We start from the raw sequence: 17,560 nt of genomic DNA, 5'->3' as shown, positions 1-17,560 counted from the left end.
AGGAAGCAGAACAATGAAGACATTTAATGAAAAGTTAGCAAGCTGGATTCATGCAACGCCAGCAACCGAAGCAGGTATCAACAATATTCAAATTCCTGGTCAATCTGAATTGTTGGTTTGGCAGACACGTTATAAAGAACCGACTCTCTACGAGCAAGATTTTGTAAAGAACTTAATTCAAGCATTTTCTGCGGGTGCAACAGCGCTAGATGATGTTGTTTCTGCACTTAATCAACAGGGGTTCCGCTGTGAATCTGGTGATGAATGGACTTCTGCAAGCTTTACAGAAGAAATGCAACGTTTAGGTTATTGATTCAGGGAAGAATAAAATGAACGCAATCGTATCAACTTCACAAAGTGCTGAAGAATATTTAGAACTTGGTTTGCGTGACCAATGGCATCCGGTTTTAGCAAGTTGGGAAGTCGCTGCTAATCCAGTCGGAATTACCCGTTTAGGCGAGAACATTGTAGTTTGGCGTGATGCCGAAGGTCAGGTGCATGCACTTGAAGATCGCTGTCCACACCGCGGTGCTCGTCTTTCTCTTGGTTGGAACTTGGGTGACCGAGTTGCTTGCTGGTATCACGGTGTTGAAGTTCGTGCTGATGGTGTGGTTGCCGATGTGCCAGCAGTTCATGAATGTCCAATGACTGGAACTAAATGCTTAAAGAACTATCCAGTAATTGAGCAGCATGGTGCAATCTTTATTTGGTTTGGTATCGATGCAAATGAACAACCAGCACCGCTTGAGTTCCCAGAGCAACTTGCAAGTGAAGAGTGGAGTGCGTTCCTTTGCCAAGCAGACTGGAAAGTAAACCATCAATACGCGATTGATAACGTGATGGACCCAATGCATGGTAGTTATTTACATGCGACATCGCACTCGATGGCAGATGGTGATCGTACCGCAGAGATGAAACATCGCACGACCGATAATGGTTTTATTTTTGAAAAAGAAGGTCAATTAGGTGTGAACTTCGATTGGGTTGAATATGGTTCAACAGGTGCGAGCTGGTTACGTCTGTCCATTCCATACCGCAAACAATTTGGCCCAGGTGGTGAGTTCTGGATCGTGGGCTATGCAACGCCAATTGATGCCAATAATACCCGCGTATTTTTCTGGCGCTGCCGTAAGGTGAGTGGCTGGCAACGTAATGTATGGCGCTTCTTGTATCGCAATCATTTAGAGCAGTTGCATTGGGACGTATTGGAACAAGACCGAATTATTTTAGAAAACCTTGCGCCAAATGCACGTGAACAAGAATTCCTCTATCAACACGATGTTGGCCTTGCTCGTTTACGCCGTTTAATGAAAAAAGAAGCTGAAAAGCAATTAAAGAAAATTGCTGCGCTAAATGCATCAAACCGTATTGAGATGCAGGAAGAAGCTCATGGCTAATGTAGCGTTGTTGCAAGGCAAAAAAGTTTTAGTAACTGGTGCAGCACGCGGTTTAGGCCGAGATTTTGCTCAAGCTATTGCCGAGGCTGGTGCTGAGGTTGTGATGGCAGATATTTTATCTGACTTGGTACAACAAGAAGCACAAGCTTTGCAAAAACAAGAACTGAATGTTCATGCTGTTACCGTTGACCTTGCCAATGCAGACTCTATTGAAAATGCGGTTGCAAAAAGTGTTGACGTACTCCAAGGACTAGATGGCCTTGTGAACTGCGCGGCACTGGCAACCAATGTTGGTGGAAAAAATATGATTGATTACGATCCTGAACTTTGGGATCGGGTCATGAATATTAATGTGAAAGGCACATGGCTCATCAGTAAGGCATGTGTTCCCCATTTAAAGCAATCGGTTGCAGGCAAGATCATTAATGTTGCTTCCGATACAGCACTTTGGGGCGCACCAAACCTGATGGCTTATGTTGCAAGTAAAGGTGCAATTGTTGCCATGACGCGTTCAATGGCAAGAGAGTTGGGACAATCTAATATCTGTGTCAACACATTGTCACCGGGACTTACTCTGGTTGAAGCAACCGAGTATGTACCACAGGAACGTCACGATTTATATGTCAATGGAAGAGCGATTCAACGTCAGCAACTTCCACAAGATTTAAATGGAACAGCATTGTATCTACTGTCGGATTTGTCCTCTTTTGTGACAGGTCAAAATATTCCGGTCAATGGCGGTTTTGTCTTTAACTAAGGAGTAGTCAAATGATTACAGGGATCGAGATTTTAAAGTTTGGAGTTGAGGATAGAGCTGCTTCAAACAAGTTTCTAGCAGATTTTGGTTTAAGCCAAAGTACTTCGGATATTGAAGGTACAGATTTATACCAAACTCAAAATGGCAGCAAGATTTATCTATTTAATTGTGATGATGATCGTTTGCCACCTGCGATTGAACAAGGCTCAACTTTACGTGAAGTCACTTGGGGTGTTGATAATTCTCAAGACCTTGAAGACTTGGCAACTCGTTTGGCTGATGTAGAAGGTTTTAAACGTTCTGAACATACAGTTCAGTGTCTTGACCCAAATGGCATGACGATTCGTTTTGAACAAAGTTTTGTTAAAGATGTCTCTGAGCTCAAAACGGAAGGTATTAACCAATACGGCAACATTCAACGCGTTAATGCAGCAAGTCCTGTCTATGAAAAAGGTCAACCTGTTGCGATTGGACACGTGGTGTTCTTCACACCGGATTTGGCAACAACTGAAAACTTCTATATTGAAAAAGTAGGCTTTCATTTATCGGATGCCTATAAAAATCGTGGTGCATTTTTACGTTGCCGCGGTGAAGGTTACCACCATGATTTATTCTTGCTTAGTGTTCCAAATAAACCTGCTGGCTTAAATCACGTTGCGTTTGTCGTTCGTGATATCCATGAAGTGATTGGGGGCGGTTTAAATATGAATCGTTCGGAATGGTCAACTTTCATTGGACCGGGACGTCACCCAATTTCTTCTGCTTATTTCTGGTACGTCAACTCACCATTAGGTGGTGCATTTGAATATTACACCAACGATGATTATTTGACAGAAGAATGGCAGCCACGTGTAGAAGAGCATCGTCTAGAGCTTTTCACAGAGTGGGCGATAGAAGGTGGTCTTGATGACACAACCCGCCGTCAGGTGAAGCCTGTTTAACAGGTATGGCTGAACAAGGAAGATGGCTATGGAAAAGATCGTAATTGTAGGTGCCGGACAGGCAGCGGGTTGGGCAGTAAGTACCTTACGCCAAAATGGTTATGTGGGCGAAATTCACGTGGTTTCAAATGAGGACCAAGTATTTTACGAGCGTCCACCACTGTCTAAGCAAGTACTTTCAAAAGAAGCTACTTATGAAAGTTTGAATCTGTTCTCACCTGAACAGGTTCAAGAGTTCAACGTTCAATGGCATAAACCAGAAATTGCGACAAAAGTCGATCGTGAGCAAAAACAGGTTCATTTAGAAAGTGGCCAAGTTTTACCGTATGACAAATTGCTGATCGCAACTGGAAGCCGTGCACGTGTACCCGTCAATACATGGCAGTTTATTCCAAATGTTGTGACCCTACGTAATGTGCATGACTGTGAACGTTTGGCTGAAATTTTAAAGAATGCAAAAAATGTCGCTGTGATTGGTGGCGGCTGGATTGGTTTAGAAATTGCTGCAACTGCACGTAAGCAAGGTAAAGAGGTACATGTTTTTGAATATGGCGACCGTTTATGTGCAAGAAGTGTGAGCCCGGAAGTTTCTGCATTTTTAAAAAATATGCATGAAACACAAGGCACAAAAATTCATTTAGACAGCAAAAGCCTTCATTTGGTTGAAGCACCAGATCGCAAAGTTGAAGTGGTAAATCATCCTCAACATAGCCAGTTATTTGACTGTGTTGTGGTAGGTGCTGGTGCTGAAATTGCCAAAGAGTTAGGTGTGCACGCTGGTCTCGATGTGAAAGATGGCATTGTGGTGAATTGTTTTGGGCAAACCTCAGATCAAAACATTTATGCCGCAGGTGATGTCGCAATTCATCCGAGCTTGGGTTATTGCATTCAGTCTTGGGCAAATGCACAAAATCAGGCGATTGCAGCAGCAAAGTCAATGCTCGGAATTGATACTGAATATACCGATATTCCATGGCTCTGGTCTGATCAGTACCACTTCAATATTCAGATTTTAGGTACGTATCAACCAGATAGAACCAAAGAAGTAGTGATTCGCCAAGGTGGTGAGGATCAGGTGAGTTATTTATATCTCGACCATGAAAATCGTTTGCTGAATATGATTGCCATTAATGATTCGAAGCTGATCAAACTGGCGAAACGTTGGATGCAAGCCAACACCGTTTTAGATCCAAAATTATTAGCAGATGCCGAATTTAATGTCATGAAGTTAAAACCGTAAGCATTAAATCTGGTTCTCATTACCAAATCGAAGGAATGACGCATGAGTAATGAAGAAAAAAGTGGATTGAAGCATTGGGTGCCTGCTTTTGTCCTTATGGTGTGTGTGGTACTGGCATTTTTCGACAAGATTAGTATTGCGGTTTTATTTTCAGATCCTCATTTTCAAACTGCAATGGGAATTGCTGAAGATAAGGCCAAGCTTGGATGGCTCATGACAAGTTTCTTGCTTGCTTATGGCTTTTCATCGGTTTTTCTAAGCTTCTTGGGTGACATTTTTAACCCAAAGAAAATGCTGTTCTGGAGCGTAACATCATGGGGTTTACTCATGTTCTGTATGGGCTTCACCACCAGTTATTCAGGCATGTTGATTTTACGTGTACTACTTGGTTTGGCAGAAGGACCACTGTTTGCTTTGGCATACACTATTGTTAAGCAGACTTATACAGACCGTCAGCAGGCACGTGCTTCTACCATGTTCTTACTTGGAACTCCGATAGGTGCATTCCTTGGATTCCCAATCACGGCAAATGTTTTAGCTCACCACGACTGGCACACCACTTTTTTTGTGATGGCTGCGCTAACCCTAATTGCCATTTTCAGTATTGTTTTTGGTTTGCGTAACTTACAGCTCAAGAAAACTGTCGAAATTGAGGGCGAGAGTAAACGTACCAATTTCAAAGGCCACATTGCCAATACTAAATTGCTGCTCAGCAACAGCGCGTTCTGGCTGGTTTGCCTCTTTAACATTGCATTAATGACTTATTTGTGGGGCTTAAACAGCTGGGTTCCTTCTTATCTTATGCAAGACAAAGGATTCAATCTCAAAGAGTTTGGGATGTATTCAAGCTTTCCATTCATTGCCATGTTAATTGGCGAAATCATCGGTGCGTTTTTATCTGACAAGTTAGGCCGCCGAGCAATTCAAGTCTTTAGCGGTTTATTACTCGCGGGCATCTTCATGTATGTGATGGTCATTATGACTCAACCATTATTGATTATTGCTGCCATGTCTTTAAGTGCGATGGCGTGGGGTTTTGGAGTAGCAGCTGTATTTGCTTTGCTTGCCCGAGTAACCACCTCAAATGTAGGGGCGACTGCGGGTGGAATATTTAACGGTTTAGGTAATTTTGCAAGTGCAATTGCGCCTGTTCTTATCGGTTACATCGTGATGCAAACACATAGTTTTAATTTAGGAATTAGCTTCTTGGCTGCTGTCGCTGTCATTGGGTCGTTGTTCTTGGTTCCTCTTTTAAAACGTTATTAATTCACTGTATAGGAGTTTAAAAAATGACTACACAACAATTCGAATCGTGGGCACAACCAGAGGGTGCTTCTTTAGAAGATTGGTTAAATACGCGTATTGCTCGCTTTGAGACACGTAAATACGACTTCGATGCTTTGAAGTTCCAAGCAGATTACGATCCGAAGTATCGCCGTGCACAAATGCGTTACATGGGTACGGGTGCAACAGGTGTTGCAAATGACGGTAACACTGTTCCAGCAGAAAACTTCACATTTTCCACAATGGTTTTGCCTGCACAGTGTGAAGGTCCTTTGCATATTCACCACGATGTTGAAGAAGTGTTCTTTATGCTTCGCGGCGAAATTGATTTGTTCATTGAGCACAACGGCGAAAAATTTGAGACCCGTTTAAAAGAGCGTGACCTGATTTCAATTCCACCGGGAATCTATCGTGGTCTTTTTAACCCAGGTCAAGAAGATGCCTTGATGTGTGTGATGTTGGGAACAGGTAAACCAACCATTCCGAACTATCCACCAGAGCATCCATTGTCTCAAATCAAACGTTAATTGTTTGATGAAGTGAATGAAGGAATGAATTGAAAATGATGACACTCATTGAAAAGTTAGCAGAATTTCCGGTGAAAACCGTTACTGTTCAAGGCCAGCAGCAAGCCTATCGGGAAGCCGGTCAAGGTGAGTACCTTGTGCTGTTGCATGGCATTAGTTCAGGTTCTGCTTCATGGGTAAACCAACTTGAAGTGCTGTCTCATCATTTTCATGTCATTGCCTGGGATGCGCCGGGCTATGGCAAATCAGATGAACTTTTAACTGATCAACCCAATGCTACCGATTACGCAAAGCGTTTGGCTGCGCTATTCGATGTTTTAAAAATTGAAAAAGCAACTGTGGTCGGACACTCATTAGGTGCCTTACAGGCCAGTGCATTTGCTGCACTTTACCCAGAGCGAGTGAAGCACTTAGTTGTTGCTAACTTGGCGCAAGGCTACCAACGCCACGATGAACAAACACAAATTCAGGTTTTTGAAAAAAGACCAAAAATGTTGAAAGAACTAAGCGCTAAAGGAATGGCCGAAAACCGTGGACCTCATTTGATTTATAAACAAGAGCCACAAGCCTTAGCTTTAGTTTCAGAGGTGATGCAGCAATTGACCCTACAAGGTTTCACACATGCATCGTACTTACTGGCATATGACGAAATACGTAATTACCTAACCGATTTAAAAGTCCCATGCACAGTCATTGCAGGGCAGCAAGATCAAATCACTCCTGCGTTAGGTATACAAGAGCTTGCTCAGGAATTGCAGTTGGAACAGCGCTTCGTCATAGAAGATGCAGGACATTTAAGTTATGTCGACCAACCGCAAGCATTTAACCAAATTATGTTGACGATTCAGGAACAATCGTAAGAGAGATTAAGGATTATGAGCTTCCAAGTTGAAGGAAAAGTTGCAGTTGTTACCGGTGGCTCATCTGGGATTGGGTTGGCTGCTGTTGAAATACTGGTTGCAGAGGGTGCAAAAGTTGCTTGGTGTGGTCGCGATGAAGAACGTTTAAATGCTTCTAAGCACTATATTTTAGAAAAATTTCCACATGCCAATATTTTTACCAAAGCATGTAATGTTTTGAAAAAAGAAGAAGTTCAGCAATTTGCCAAAGACGTCAAACTCAATTTGGGCAATGTGGACATGCTCATTAACAATGCTGGGCAAGGCCGTGTTTCAAATTTTGAAAACACACAAGATGAAGACTGGATGAAAGAAATCGAGCTGAAATATTTCAGTGTTTTACATCCGGTACGGGCTTTTCTTGACGACTTAAAGCAGTCGGCAAATGCCTCAATTACCAATGTGAACTCGTTACTGGCATTGCAACCGGAACCGCACATGATTGCGACTTCATCTGCACGCGCTGCACTGTTGAATTTAACCCATTCTTTGGCACATGAATTTACTCAATATGGCGTTCGTGTGAACTCGATTTTACTCGGTATGGTCGAATCTGCGCAGTGGAAACGCCGTTATGAGACCCGTTCAGATTTAAATCTGTCATGGGAAGAGTGGACAGGCAATATAGCAAAAAATCGTGGCATTCCTATGCAGCGTTTAGGCCGACCAGAAGAGCCAGCACGTGCTTTAGTTTTCTTGGCATCACCATTGGCATCTTACACCACAGGTTCGGCAATAGATGTCTCAGGTGGTTTTAACAAACATTTATAAACATTAGGTGCTGTCATGAAAAAGTTGATGATGATTGGTTTTGGCGCAATGGCAGCAGAAGTGTATGCCCACTTGCCTCAAGATCTGCAACTCAAATGGATTGTAGTGCCATCTCGCAGCATTGAAAAAGTGCAGTCACAAGTCTCTTCCGAGATTCAGGTGATTTCCGATATTGAGCAATGTGATGGTACACCAGACTATGTCATTGAAGTGGCAGGTCAAGCAGCAGTAAAAGAGCATGCCCAAAAAGTTTTAGCGAAAGGCTGGACCATTGGTCTGATTTCGGTGGGTACTTTGGCTGATAGCGAGTTTTTAATTCAGCTTAAACAAACTGCCGAAAAAAATGATGCACATCTGCATTTACTTGCAGGGGCTATCGCAGGCATTGACGGTATTTCTGCGGCCAAAGAAGGTGGTTTGCAAAAAGTCACTTACAAAGGCTGCAAAAGTCCAAAAAGTTGGAAGGGCAGTTATGCAGAGCAATTGGTCGATTTAGACCATGTTTCAGAACCTACAGTCTTTTTCACAGGAACTGCCCGTGAAGCTGCGACTAAATTTCCAGCCAATGCCAACGTTGCAGCAACCATTGCACTTGCAGGGCTTGGAATGGATGAAACCATGGTTGAGTTAACTGTTGATCCAACTATCAACAAGAACAAACACACCATTGTGGCGGAAGGTGGCTTTGGACAAATGACAATTGAACTGGTGGGTGTGCCGCTGCCAAGTAACCCGAAAACATCAACTTTGGCTGCGCTTAGCGTGATTCGTGCTTGTCGCAATAGTGTAGAAGCAATACAGATTTAAGAAGGATTTGATCATGGCAAAGGAAATTTATATTGCGGGTGAATGGCGATTAGGCCGTGGTGCAGTCATTCAAAGCCTGTTTCCGGCAGATCAGTCGGTAAACGCTGAGCTTTCAACAGCAACGCTTGAAGATGTAAATGAAGCAATTGAAAAAGCGGATCAGGCTTGGCGTGAACCGAGCTGGAGAAACAGTTTGCCGCATGAGCGCGCACGTATTCTCTACAAAGTTGCAGACATTATTGAAGCGCGTGTAGATGAATTAGCGAAATTACAAACACGTGATAATGGTAAGCCTTTAACCGAAACTCGTGGCTTGGTGATGAGCGCGGCGGCAACTGCACGTTATGTTGCAGCAGCATGTGAAACGTTGAATGATGAGCTCACTACTCAACGTGCTCCAGATTTTATGACCATGAGCGTGCATGAACCTGTGGGCGTTGTGGCAGCTATTACCCCTTGGAACTCTCCAATTGCGAGTGAAGTTCAAAAGCTTGCTCCAGCTTTGGCAGCAGGAAACGCCGTGGTGTTAAAACCAGCAGAAGCAACTTCACTGATTGCTTTAGAGCTTGCCAAAGTTTTTGAAGAAGCAGGTTTACCAAAAGGCTTACTCAGTGTGTTAGTGGGGCGTGGTTCTGTGATTGGTGATGCTATTGCTCAGCACCCATTGGTTCGTAAAATTTCTTTTACAGGTGGAACAACCACGGGACGTCATTTGGCACACATTGCCGCAGATAAACTGATTACTACTTCACTTGAGTTAGGTGGTAAGTCACCAACCATCGTTTTGCCGGATGCGGATGTCGAACTGGCTGCTAAAGGTGTCGCGTACGGTATTTTTAGCTCGGCAGGCCAAGCGTGTATCGCAGGTTCTCGCTTGTTTATTCATAGCAGTCTTTACGATCAGTTTTTAACGCGTTTGGTTGAAATTACCAAAGGCTTACGTGTGGGCCATCCAGAACAAGCTGGTGTGCACTTAGGACCACTGGTCAATGACAAACATTTGCAGTCAGTTGATCGCTATGTGCAACTGGCCAAAAGCGAAGGTGGTCAAGTTTTGATTGGTGGTGAGGCACTTACGACTGGTGACTATGCCAAAGGAAGCTATTACTTACCAACCATTATCACGGGCTTAAATAACAGTGCTCAAACCTGTCAGGAAGAAATTTTTGGTCCTGTTTTAGTGGTTATGAAATATGACAACGAGCAAGATTTAATTGCCCAAGCCAATGACAGTTGTTTTGGTCTTGCCGCAGGTATCTGGACTGAAAGTTATCGTAAAGCTTGGCGTATTGCACGTGCCTTAGAAGTGGGAACGGTATGGATTAATACCTACAAAAAATTCTCGATTAGTGCGCCGTTTGGCGGCTTTAAAGACAGTGGAATCGGGCGCGAAAAAGGTCGTTTGGGCATTTTATCGTACATGCAACAAAAGAGTATTTATATGGGGCTGAATGAACAGCCTAACCCTTGGTGCGATTAATAAATTCAAGGACTGAAAATAAATTTTGAGGAACAGACATGACTGAACGTGTAAATGTAGGCGAAGCAATCGCAAGAGTTTTAGAAGCGCACCAAGTTGATAGTATTTATGGTGTTATTTCCATCCACAATTTACCTATTGCCGATGCAGTAGGGCGCCGTGAAAAAATGCGTTTTGTTGCAGCCCGTGGTGAGGCTGGCGCAGTTACCATGGCAGATGCACACTCACGCTTTAAAGGCCTAGGTGTAGCGTTGACCAGTACAGGTGCTGGGGCAGGTAATGCCGTAGGTTCACTGATTGAAGCTATGAATGCGGGTAGCCCTGTATTGCATTTAACGGGTCAAGTTGAGCGTGAATATCTTGACCGTGATGCAAGCTTCATCCATGAAACCAAAGACCAACTTACATTCTTACGTGCATCGAGCAAAGCGGCGTTCCGTATTACCAGCCCAGACAATGCTGTTGGTGTAATACGTGAAGCTATCCGTGTAGCAACCACAGTTCCAATGGGACCGGTAAGTGTTGAGCTGCCGATTGATGTGCAGGCAGCAGAAATTGATTTGCCACTTAACTTAGGGCCAGTCAAAGCACTTGAGTTACCACAGGCAGAGCAAGCTGAAATTGATCTTCTTGTCAGTGAAATCAAAAAAGCAAAACGCCCGATTTTCTGGATTGGCGGTGGAACTTTAAATAGTATTGCCGAAGTTAAGGCAATTGCAGATTTAGGTATTCCGGTTGTTTCATCGACCCATGCTCGTGGAGTGTTGCCAGATGATCATCCACGTAGTTTGGGTGCTTTCCATAACTCAGCAGGTGTTGAGCAGTTATTAAAAGATGCTGACTTAATGGTTGTGGTGGGTTCTCGTTTACGTAGTAATGAAACTAAAACCTATTCGGTTGAGTTCCCTGAAAACATTATTCAGGTAGATGCAAATCCAGTGGCTCAGCAACGTAATTACAAAATCCGTAACTTCATTTGTGGCGATGCCAAAGATGTCTTAACACGTGTGTTAGAACAGCTTCAAGGAACTTCAAAAGTTGATGCCGATTACGATGCTGCTGTTGTGGCTGCTAAACAAGCTGCAATTGATGCACTTCGTAAACAAATCGATCAATACGCTTTAATTTGTGATCACTTGCGTGCAGCTTTACCTCAAGACGGCATTTTTGTACGTGACATCACCATGTCGGGTAGTACATGGGGCAGTCGTTTATTCCCTGTACAAGCACCAAACCAAAACATCCACTCGCTTGCGGGTGCAATTGGTTTAGGCCTTGCAACAGCAATCGGTGCTTCAGTTGCTAACCCTGACAAAAAAGTAATTGGTTTAGTCGGCGATGGCGGCTTAATGCTTGGCATTGGTGAAATTGCAACCATGGTGCAAGAAAACACCAATATGGTCTTAATGATTATGAATGACGGTGGTTATGGCGTAATGCGTGGCATTCAAAATAACTACTTTGGTGGTCGTCAGTATTTCAATGAATTGCATACACCAGACTACAAACTTCTTGGTGAATCAATGGGTGTGAAAAGCTGGAAAGTCGGTAGTGCAGATGAGTTTAAAACGGTTATTCAAGAGGCAGTCGCTTTTGAAGGACCAACCGTGATTGAGCTCGATATGAACTCGATTGGACCATTAAACTTCGCGGGTCCACCGCAAAAGAAACTGTATTAACCAGTTTGGATGGTTTAGTACATATGCGATGGGAGCTGCTAAGCCATCCTTTTTTTAGATAAATTTTTTTATCTAAAAAACAATAAAAACTAAGTTTTACAGGTAAAACAAATAAAGTTCCAGCAGGACGCTGGAACTCAATAAAGGATGTAGAGATGAAAAAGACTTCATTGATCATGGCATTCATTGCACCGTTTACGCTGGGGGTAAGCGTCAATGCTTTTGCAAAAGATTCATTACTTGAGTGGAAAAGTGATGATGGAACTGAGTCATTAAAGTTAGGTGGGGTGGTTCGGTTAAATCAGCGCTATGAAGATTGGGAAGGACCAAACCGTGGTTTTGGTAAGCTCTATTTCGACGTGTTCAGGGTTGATCTGAAAGGTAAGTTTGATGATGCTTACATCAACGCCAGCTATCTGTTTCAAGATCAACAGAAAACTGCCATTGAAAAAGCCTATGTGGGTTATAACTTAAATGCCAATAACAGCATTGAAGCAGGTTTGGTTTATAAACCTTTTACGATTTATCCCTATCCGCAAAATGGTTGGACTTACCACATTCCATTCTTTTTAGGTTATGGCAATAATATTGCACCAGGACTTAACTGGAATTATCACGACAAAGACTGGGATGTAAAACTCGGTTATTACCCACAAATGTTAGAGACCAACTTACGTTATTCACCTGATAGTGCAACTTATGATGACTTGGCAGGAAATGCATTTCCATCTCAAAAAGCCTATCAAAATGAAAAACGCAATCAGGTGAATACCCGTATTGTACGTAAGTTAGAGACCGATTTTGGTAAGCAAGAGTTTGGTGTTTCTGGTGCAATTGCACAGCTACATAACAAAGTGACTGATAAAGACGGCAAATATTATGCAGTCGGTTTGCATACTGAAAATAACTATAATCGCTTTAATTTACAAAGTTCGGTTATTCACTATCAATACGATGCGAAAAATCCGGATGGTGTAAATAGTGACATGACCTTAATGGGCAATAATGGTTTTACACCTGCTTATTTCATTGCTTCGGAAGGGACGATTGCCAGTTTAAACCTTGCCTATACATTGCCTGTGACCAATATGGGCAAGCTAAAAGCTATTAAGTTTTATAATGACTATAGTTATCTCGATAAAAAACGCGATGATTGGTCAGATTCGCAAATGAATACCACAGGTATGATGTTTATTGCTTCACCCTTTATGGTTTGGGCGGATTATACGTGGGGTAAAAACTCCAACATTATTGGTGGCTCTACAAACTCAACGGGTTATACCTCTGCAACCTCGCCAAATAGCGATAAATGGCTATACCGTATTAACTTTAATATCGGCTTTACTTTCTAAAGTAAGCAGCAATAAAAAACCACGCAATCGGCGTGGTTTTTTATTTAATAAATGAAAATTTTTAATATCTGTTTTTTTCAAACTTATTCCAAAACACAAAGGCAGTTACAAAGGCCAAAATGGTGAGCGCGAAAATATAATACATCGCACCAATATCACTATATTGACTGAGCCAATGAACGAGAGGCAGTGTCATACCGCCAACAATCGCATATGACAAATTATAAGAAAATGAAATGCCAGAGAAGCGAACAGGCGCGGGGAACATTTTGACCATACTGCTCGACACCATGCCAACCGTACCTGAGCATAGGCCCAACAGCATATATAAAGCAAAAATGGTTGAATGTGCGGCATGTCCTAAACTGTTATAAAAAACTGCTGCTGTGAGTGCTACTGCAAGTGCACCGACCATCATCACTTTGCCACAACCAAAACGGTCAGCAAAATAGCCTGCCAAAATACAACCAACCATTTGCATGACAATGGCGGCACTTTGCATTTCAAAAGTCTGTGCGCGCTCAAAATCAAATGAACCAATCAATAAATTCGGCATGGCTAAAATCACCACCACCACACAGCCAGTTAAGAACCATGTAAATAACATGCCAATCGCAACGGCTGTTTTATGCGTTTTTAACACTTGTTTTACAGGCATTTCTTTTGAAATTTCTTTACGTGCCTGCATGGCTTTAAATACAGGGGTTTCTTTTAAATAAGTCCGTAAATAAAGTGCGACTAGACCAAAAATACCACCTGCAATGAAAGGAATACGCCATGCCCAGTCATGGATTTGCCCTTCACTAAAATTCAGTGAAATCCATAAAGACATCAGTGCACCCAGTAAAATTCCTAAAGACAGCCCAGCGGTGAGTAAACCATTTGCCAGACCAATTTTTCTTTCAGGCACGTGTTCAGATACAAAGGTCCATGCAGCTGGAATTTCACCCCCAATCGCAATCCCTTGTACCACTCGCATAAGTAATAAAAGTAGCGGTGCCAAATATCCAATATTTTCAAAGGTGGGTAATATCCCGATAAACAGGGTCGGCAGCGCCATAAGTAAAATAGAAAGGGAAAAAAGTTTTTTGCGCCCAACTAAATCACCAAAGTGGGCCATAACAACTCCACCCAAAGGTCTAAAAAAGTAACCTGCTGCAAAAATACCGTAAGTGTTAAGCATGGCCCAAAATGGGCTAAGCGTGCTGGGGAAAAAGAGGTCGGAAATGATCTTGGCGTAAAACACATAAATCACAAAATCATAAAACTCTAAAGCACCGCCCAATGAAGAAAGGGCAAGGGTTCGTTTATCTTCTTTATTAAGATAGTTCGCATCCTGCAAAGTTAAGTCCTGATCCATTTTTTTACTTAATTGTTGTAATTGAAGTTTGGATATTAATGGAAAAGTGAAGTAAAAGTAAATGGAGGAAATTTGTTCTATGAAGAGGTGTAGATTTTCATCACTCAAATAAAAAAGCTTTGAAACAAAAAATGCATTAGATGAAACAAAAACAGATGTAGGAATGACTTTTCTTTTGGGCTATTCAGCGACACAATAAAACTTGTCATATCGAGCTTAATGAGAGATTCAAAGGATGAGCGTAGTTTTACCAGTCGCAAAATGTGGTGAAGATATTTTGAAACTGATTGCTGCGCCTGTTTCGGCAAATGAATTAAACAGTGATTGGCTTTACCAGCTTGCGGCAGCCATGCAAGCAACCATGCTTGAGCGTAATGGAGTAGGGATTGCCGCACCGCAAGTTTATATCTCTAAACGCGTCATTATTGTGGCTTCCAGACCAAACCCACGCTATCCAGATGCACCTGAAATGGATGCTGTGGTGATGGTGAATCCTGAAATTTTAGAGTTTTCGAGTGAAACACTTTTGGGTGAAGAAGGTTGTTTAAGTGTGCCGGATGAGCGTGGACAAGTTGAACGTGCAGAAATGGTAAAGGTTAAATATCTAACACTTAAAGGGGAGAGGGTTGAAAAAATTTTTCATGGTTTTCCAGCTCGCATTGTTCAACATGAAGTCGATCATTTAAATGGAATCTTGTTTGTAGAAAGAATAAGCTAATCTTCAGTTTAAAGTTTTGAAAAATCTATAATGAGCTTGAAATGAATAAGACATAGCAATTACAATACTTATAGCGTGATATTTAAATCATTACAAAAGATATAATTTTAATATTATCAGCAGGTTGTGCTGAAATTTTGCGCGATGTTGTGAATCTCCTCATTTAAGGTTACTGACCATGAAAACCCCTCTCCCAGAATATTTGGCAAATGTTATAGAAGCCTGTGACATCGACAACAGTGGTCATCTCGCCGATTATATTCCTGAGTTGGCAAATGCAAACCCAGATCGATTAGCTTTAGCAATGTCTACGGTAGATGGCGAAATTTATTCGGTTGGTGATGATGATGTCGAATTCACCATACAATCAATTTCTAAACCTTTTGTATATGCTTATGTTTTACAACAACTTGGCATTGATTCAGTACTTGCGAAAGTAGGGGTAGAACCTTCGGGGGAAGCCTTCAATGAAATTTCATTGGGTAAAGACGGGCGCCCGAAAAACCCGATGATTAACTCTGGCGCAATTACTGTACATTCCTTGATTCAGGTCAAGCATGGTTTACATAGTGCAGAAATTCTACGCCGTTTTATGAGTGAGCTTGCAGGGCGTGAATTAAGTTTTGATGAGTCTGTTTATGATTCGGAAGTTAAAACTGCCTACCGTAATCTTTCGATCGGTTATATGTTGCGAACTGTTGGGATTTTGGAAACTGACCCTGTAGATATAGTGAATGGCTATATTCGCCAATGTGCGATCATGGTTACAGTTAAAGACTTGGTACGTATGGGCAGTGTACTTGCCAATGGTGGGGTTGACCCTAAAACCGGAAAACGCTTATTGAACCGATCTGTAGTGAGACAAGTACTCAGTGTCATGATGAGCTGTGGTATGTATGATGCCGCGGGTGACTGGCTTTCAACTGTAGGTATTCCTGCTAAAAGTGGTGTAGCTGGCGGTATTTTGGGTGTGTTGCCGGGTCAGGTCAGTATTGCTGCTTTTTCACCTCGACTAGATGAGCATGGTCATAGTATTCGAGGTATCGATATTTTAGAACGATTATCTCGTGATATGGGATTACATCTCATGGAAGGTACACCTTCTGCACAAACCATTGTACAAAGCCATTATCGTACAGGAAAAGATGCTTCATTAAGTGTATATGTGCTTCGTGGCGTATTGAAATTTACTGAAGCTGAAATGTTGTTGCGCATTTTACAAGATGAGACAACTGACCAAAGCACAATCGTGATTGATTTGACCCAGATTTCACTTATCCACGATGTGGGTAAACGTATGTTCTTAGAAGGGGTAGATCGTCTGATTGATGATGGTCATACGCTTGTTCTAGTTGACCCTGAACAGCGCTTAGACCATGCCAGAACTGGTAAAGATCGTGAGCTTCATGTCTACCATGATTTTGATGATTTGCTCGAAAAGCACGACCTACCTGCAAAAAAAAAGACTTATAGCGACATCGCGGCACTTCTAAACTGCTGAGGTGTTTTTCCTAGGTGTCGCTTAAACATTGCACTGAACGCGCTGGGGTTTGTATACCCCAGTGATTCTGAAATTTGAGCAATAGATTCACCATTCGCGATTTTACTTAAGGCAAGTGCAATATGCATTTGCTGGACCCATGCCCGATAAGACAGTCCAGTTTCTTTTTGGAACATGCGCATTAGAGTTCTAGAACTCGCACCAATCTCATCAGCCCAATCTGTCAAATCTTTTGAATGATCAGGAGTATGTAATAACTCTTGGCAAATTTTTAATAACCGTTTGTCTTTCGGCCATGGAATCTGAATAGGCAATAAATTGGCCCGATGAATTTCTTCAAAAATCAAAATTTGTAAAGAACGGGAAAGCTCTTGAGATGTCGCTGTATTTGGCGTGTCTTCTCGCTCAATTTCATTTAAGCGTATCAAAAGCTCGTGCAACAGGTTGCTTACCCGAATAATAAAGCAATCTTGCCCCATTAGAGCTGCTGCATTTACTTCAACCAATGCCGTATTTAACTTCACGTGACTGAGCGAAATGACGCTGTGCTCTACATGAGCAGGAATCCATAATGCACACATCGGCGGCACAATCCAGACATTATTCGGTGTAAACACCTGAATAGTTCCTGTGGATGCATATAAAAACTGCGCACGTGTATGTGTATGGGTAGGTGTGATTTCTCTGTAAGCATGCTCGGAAGATAGCCCAATCACAAGTTCAGACAAATCAGGCTGAATAAGAGAATCGGACATAATCTATCCTAAAAATTGTCACTTATACGATGATTATTGGAAGATAACTTTATAAGCGACAATTTACAATAAGCATCTTACTTAAAATATTG

The 17,560-nt window shown here is 42.2% G+C and carries 17 protein-coding genes; 15 read left to right on the top strand and 2 right to left on the bottom strand.

Annotated elements, in window-relative coordinates; translation table 11 throughout:
• The first annotated feature begins 13 nt into the window (after positions 1-13).
• The 13 genes from NE363_RS13730 (at position 14) to NE363_RS13670 (ending at position 13,134) form a co-directional block, all read left to right on the top strand.
• Positions 14-313, top strand: coding sequence for a recombinase-like helix-turn-helix domain-containing protein (locus NE363_RS13730; protein ID WP_019456951.1), 300 nt, complete (start codon positions 14-16; stop codon positions 311-313).
• A gap of 16 nt (positions 314-329) precedes the next feature.
• Positions 330-1,397, top strand: coding sequence for an aromatic ring-hydroxylating oxygenase subunit alpha (locus NE363_RS13725; RefSeq protein ID WP_004703167.1), 1,068 nt, complete (start codon positions 330-332; stop codon positions 1,395-1,397).
• Entirely contained in the window at positions 1,390-2,154 is a 765-nt protein-coding gene (locus NE363_RS13720; RefSeq protein ID WP_445535282.1) for an SDR family oxidoreductase, read from the top strand. Before NE363_RS13725 ends, NE363_RS13720 begins: the two co-directional genes overlap by 8 nt.
• An 11-nt stretch (positions 2,155-2,165) precedes the next feature.
• Positions 2,166-3,095: a VOC family protein gene (locus NE363_RS13715; protein ID WP_216985508.1), complete on the top strand. Its 930-nt coding sequence runs from the start codon at positions 2,166-2,168 to the stop codon at positions 3,093-3,095.
• Positions 3,096-3,123: 28 nt separating this feature from the next.
• Positions 3,124-4,335, top strand: a complete 1,212-nt coding sequence (locus NE363_RS13710; protein ID WP_240288317.1) for an NAD(P)/FAD-dependent oxidoreductase — start codon at positions 3,124-3,126, stop codon at positions 4,333-4,335.
• A 42-nt stretch (positions 4,336-4,377) separates the two neighbouring features.
• On the top strand, positions 4,378-5,601 hold the full coding sequence (locus NE363_RS13705; protein WP_019456954.1) for an MFS transporter: 1,224 nt from the start codon (positions 4,378-4,380) through the stop codon (positions 5,599-5,601).
• A gap of 23 nt (positions 5,602-5,624) precedes the next feature.
• Positions 5,625-6,146: a cupin domain-containing protein gene (locus tag NE363_RS13700; RefSeq protein WP_019456955.1), complete on the top strand. Its 522-nt coding sequence runs from the start codon at positions 5,625-5,627 to the stop codon at positions 6,144-6,146.
• Between the two features lie 35 nt (positions 6,147-6,181).
• Positions 6,182-7,006, top strand: coding sequence for an alpha/beta fold hydrolase (locus NE363_RS13695; protein ID WP_445535281.1), 825 nt, complete (start codon positions 6,182-6,184; stop codon positions 7,004-7,006).
• A gap of 15 nt (positions 7,007-7,021) precedes the next feature.
• The gene (locus NE363_RS13690) at positions 7,022-7,816 is read left to right on the top strand and encodes an SDR family oxidoreductase (protein WP_004703156.1); all 795 of its coding nucleotides are present in this window, start codon (positions 7,022-7,024) and stop codon (positions 7,814-7,816) included.
• A gap of 15 nt (positions 7,817-7,831) precedes the next feature.
• Positions 7,832-8,623 carry an aspartate dehydrogenase gene (locus NE363_RS13685; RefSeq protein ID WP_336031522.1) on the top strand — a complete coding sequence of 264 codons (792 nt, stop codon included), beginning with the start codon at positions 7,832-7,834 and terminating at the stop codon, positions 8,621-8,623.
• 13 nt (positions 8,624-8,636) lie between these two features.
• The gene (locus tag NE363_RS13680) at positions 8,637-10,103 is read left to right on the top strand and encodes an aldehyde dehydrogenase (protein ID WP_445535280.1); all 1,467 of its coding nucleotides are present in this window, start codon (positions 8,637-8,639) and stop codon (positions 10,101-10,103) included.
• 38 nt (positions 10,104-10,141) lie between these two features.
• The gene (locus NE363_RS13675) at positions 10,142-11,782 is read left to right on the top strand and encodes a thiamine pyrophosphate-binding protein (protein WP_017387117.1); all 1,641 of its coding nucleotides are present in this window, start codon (positions 10,142-10,144) and stop codon (positions 11,780-11,782) included.
• Between the two features lie 155 nt (positions 11,783-11,937).
• Positions 11,938-13,134, top strand: coding sequence for a hypothetical protein (locus NE363_RS13670; protein ID WP_019456960.1), 1,197 nt, complete (start codon positions 11,938-11,940; stop codon positions 13,132-13,134).
• Positions 13,135-13,195: 61 nt separating this feature from the next.
• On the opposite strand, the gene NE363_RS13665 is transcribed toward NE363_RS13670, so the two are convergent.
• On the bottom strand, positions 13,196-14,494 hold the full coding sequence (locus NE363_RS13665) for an MFS transporter (RefSeq protein ID WP_240062122.1): 1,299 nt from the start codon (positions 14,492-14,494) through the stop codon (positions 13,196-13,198).
• A gap of 235 nt (positions 14,495-14,729) precedes the next feature.
• Between NE363_RS13665 and def the strand changes: the two genes are divergently transcribed.
• Positions 14,730-15,212 carry a peptide deformylase gene (def, locus tag NE363_RS13660; RefSeq protein ID WP_445535279.1) on the top strand — a complete coding sequence of 161 codons (483 nt, stop codon included), beginning with the start codon at positions 14,730-14,732 and terminating at the stop codon, positions 15,210-15,212.
• 178 nt (positions 15,213-15,390) lie between these two features.
• A complete protein-coding gene (locus NE363_RS13655) occupies positions 15,391-16,713 on the top strand; it encodes a glutaminase (RefSeq protein ID WP_445535278.1) in 1,323 nt (440 codons plus the stop codon).
• Here NE363_RS13655 and NE363_RS13650 read toward each other — a convergent pair.
• The gene (locus NE363_RS13650) at positions 16,680-17,468 is read right to left on the bottom strand and encodes an AraC family transcriptional regulator (RefSeq protein WP_445535277.1); all 789 of its coding nucleotides are present in this window, start codon (positions 17,466-17,468) and stop codon (positions 16,680-16,682) included. The two genes, NE363_RS13655 and NE363_RS13650, sit on opposite strands and share 34 nt — an antisense overlap.
• Positions 17,469-17,560: the final 92 nt, after the last annotated feature.

The sequence above is a fragment of the Acinetobacter sp. G18 genome (assembly GCF_052660225.1).
Note: the sequence above shows the minus strand (reverse complement) of the source record. Positions and strands in the feature narration are given on the sequence as shown.

Excerpts from the sequence above, each read along its gene's own strand:
- NE363_RS13690 (WP_004703156.1), top strand. The coding sequence starts at position 7,022 with ATGAGCTTCCAAGTTGAAGGAAAAGTTGCAGTTGTTACCGGTGGCTCA.
- NE363_RS13665 (WP_240062122.1), bottom strand. The coding sequence starts at position 14,494 with ATGGATCAGGACTTAACTTTGCAGGATGCGAACTATCTTAATAAAGAA.
- NE363_RS13730 (WP_019456951.1), top strand. The coding sequence starts at position 14 with ATGAAGACATTTAATGAAAAGTTAGCAAGCTGGATTCATGCAACGCCA.
- NE363_RS13720 (WP_445535282.1), top strand. The coding sequence starts at position 1,390 with ATGGCTAATGTAGCGTTGTTGCAAGGCAAAAAAGTTTTAGTAACTGGT.
- NE363_RS13685 (WP_336031522.1), top strand. The coding sequence starts at position 7,832 with ATGAAAAAGTTGATGATGATTGGTTTTGGCGCAATGGCAGCAGAAGTG.
- NE363_RS13695 (WP_445535281.1), top strand. The coding sequence starts at position 6,182 with ATGATGACACTCATTGAAAAGTTAGCAGAATTTCCGGTGAAAACCGTT.
- NE363_RS13705 (WP_019456954.1), top strand. The coding sequence starts at position 4,378 with ATGAGTAATGAAGAAAAAAGTGGATTGAAGCATTGGGTGCCTGCTTTT.
- def (WP_445535279.1), top strand. The coding sequence starts at position 14,730 with ATGAGCGTAGTTTTACCAGTCGCAAAATGTGGTGAAGATATTTTGAAA.
- NE363_RS13680 (WP_445535280.1), top strand. The coding sequence starts at position 8,637 with ATGGCAAAGGAAATTTATATTGCGGGTGAATGGCGATTAGGCCGTGGT.
- NE363_RS13725 (WP_004703167.1), top strand. The coding sequence starts at position 330 with ATGAACGCAATCGTATCAACTTCACAAAGTGCTGAAGAATATTTAGAA.
- NE363_RS13655 (WP_445535278.1), top strand. The coding sequence starts at position 15,391 with ATGAAAACCCCTCTCCCAGAATATTTGGCAAATGTTATAGAAGCCTGT.
- NE363_RS13650 (WP_445535277.1), bottom strand. The coding sequence starts at position 17,468 with ATGTCCGATTCTCTTATTCAGCCTGATTTGTCTGAACTTGTGATTGGG.
- NE363_RS13700 (WP_019456955.1), top strand. The coding sequence starts at position 5,625 with ATGACTACACAACAATTCGAATCGTGGGCACAACCAGAGGGTGCTTCT.
- NE363_RS13710 (WP_240288317.1), top strand. The coding sequence starts at position 3,124 with ATGGAAAAGATCGTAATTGTAGGTGCCGGACAGGCAGCGGGTTGGGCA.
- NE363_RS13715 (WP_216985508.1), top strand. The coding sequence starts at position 2,166 with ATGATTACAGGGATCGAGATTTTAAAGTTTGGAGTTGAGGATAGAGCT.
- NE363_RS13675 (WP_017387117.1), top strand. The coding sequence starts at position 10,142 with ATGACTGAACGTGTAAATGTAGGCGAAGCAATCGCAAGAGTTTTAGAA.
- NE363_RS13670 (WP_019456960.1), top strand. The coding sequence starts at position 11,938 with ATGAAAAAGACTTCATTGATCATGGCATTCATTGCACCGTTTACGCTG.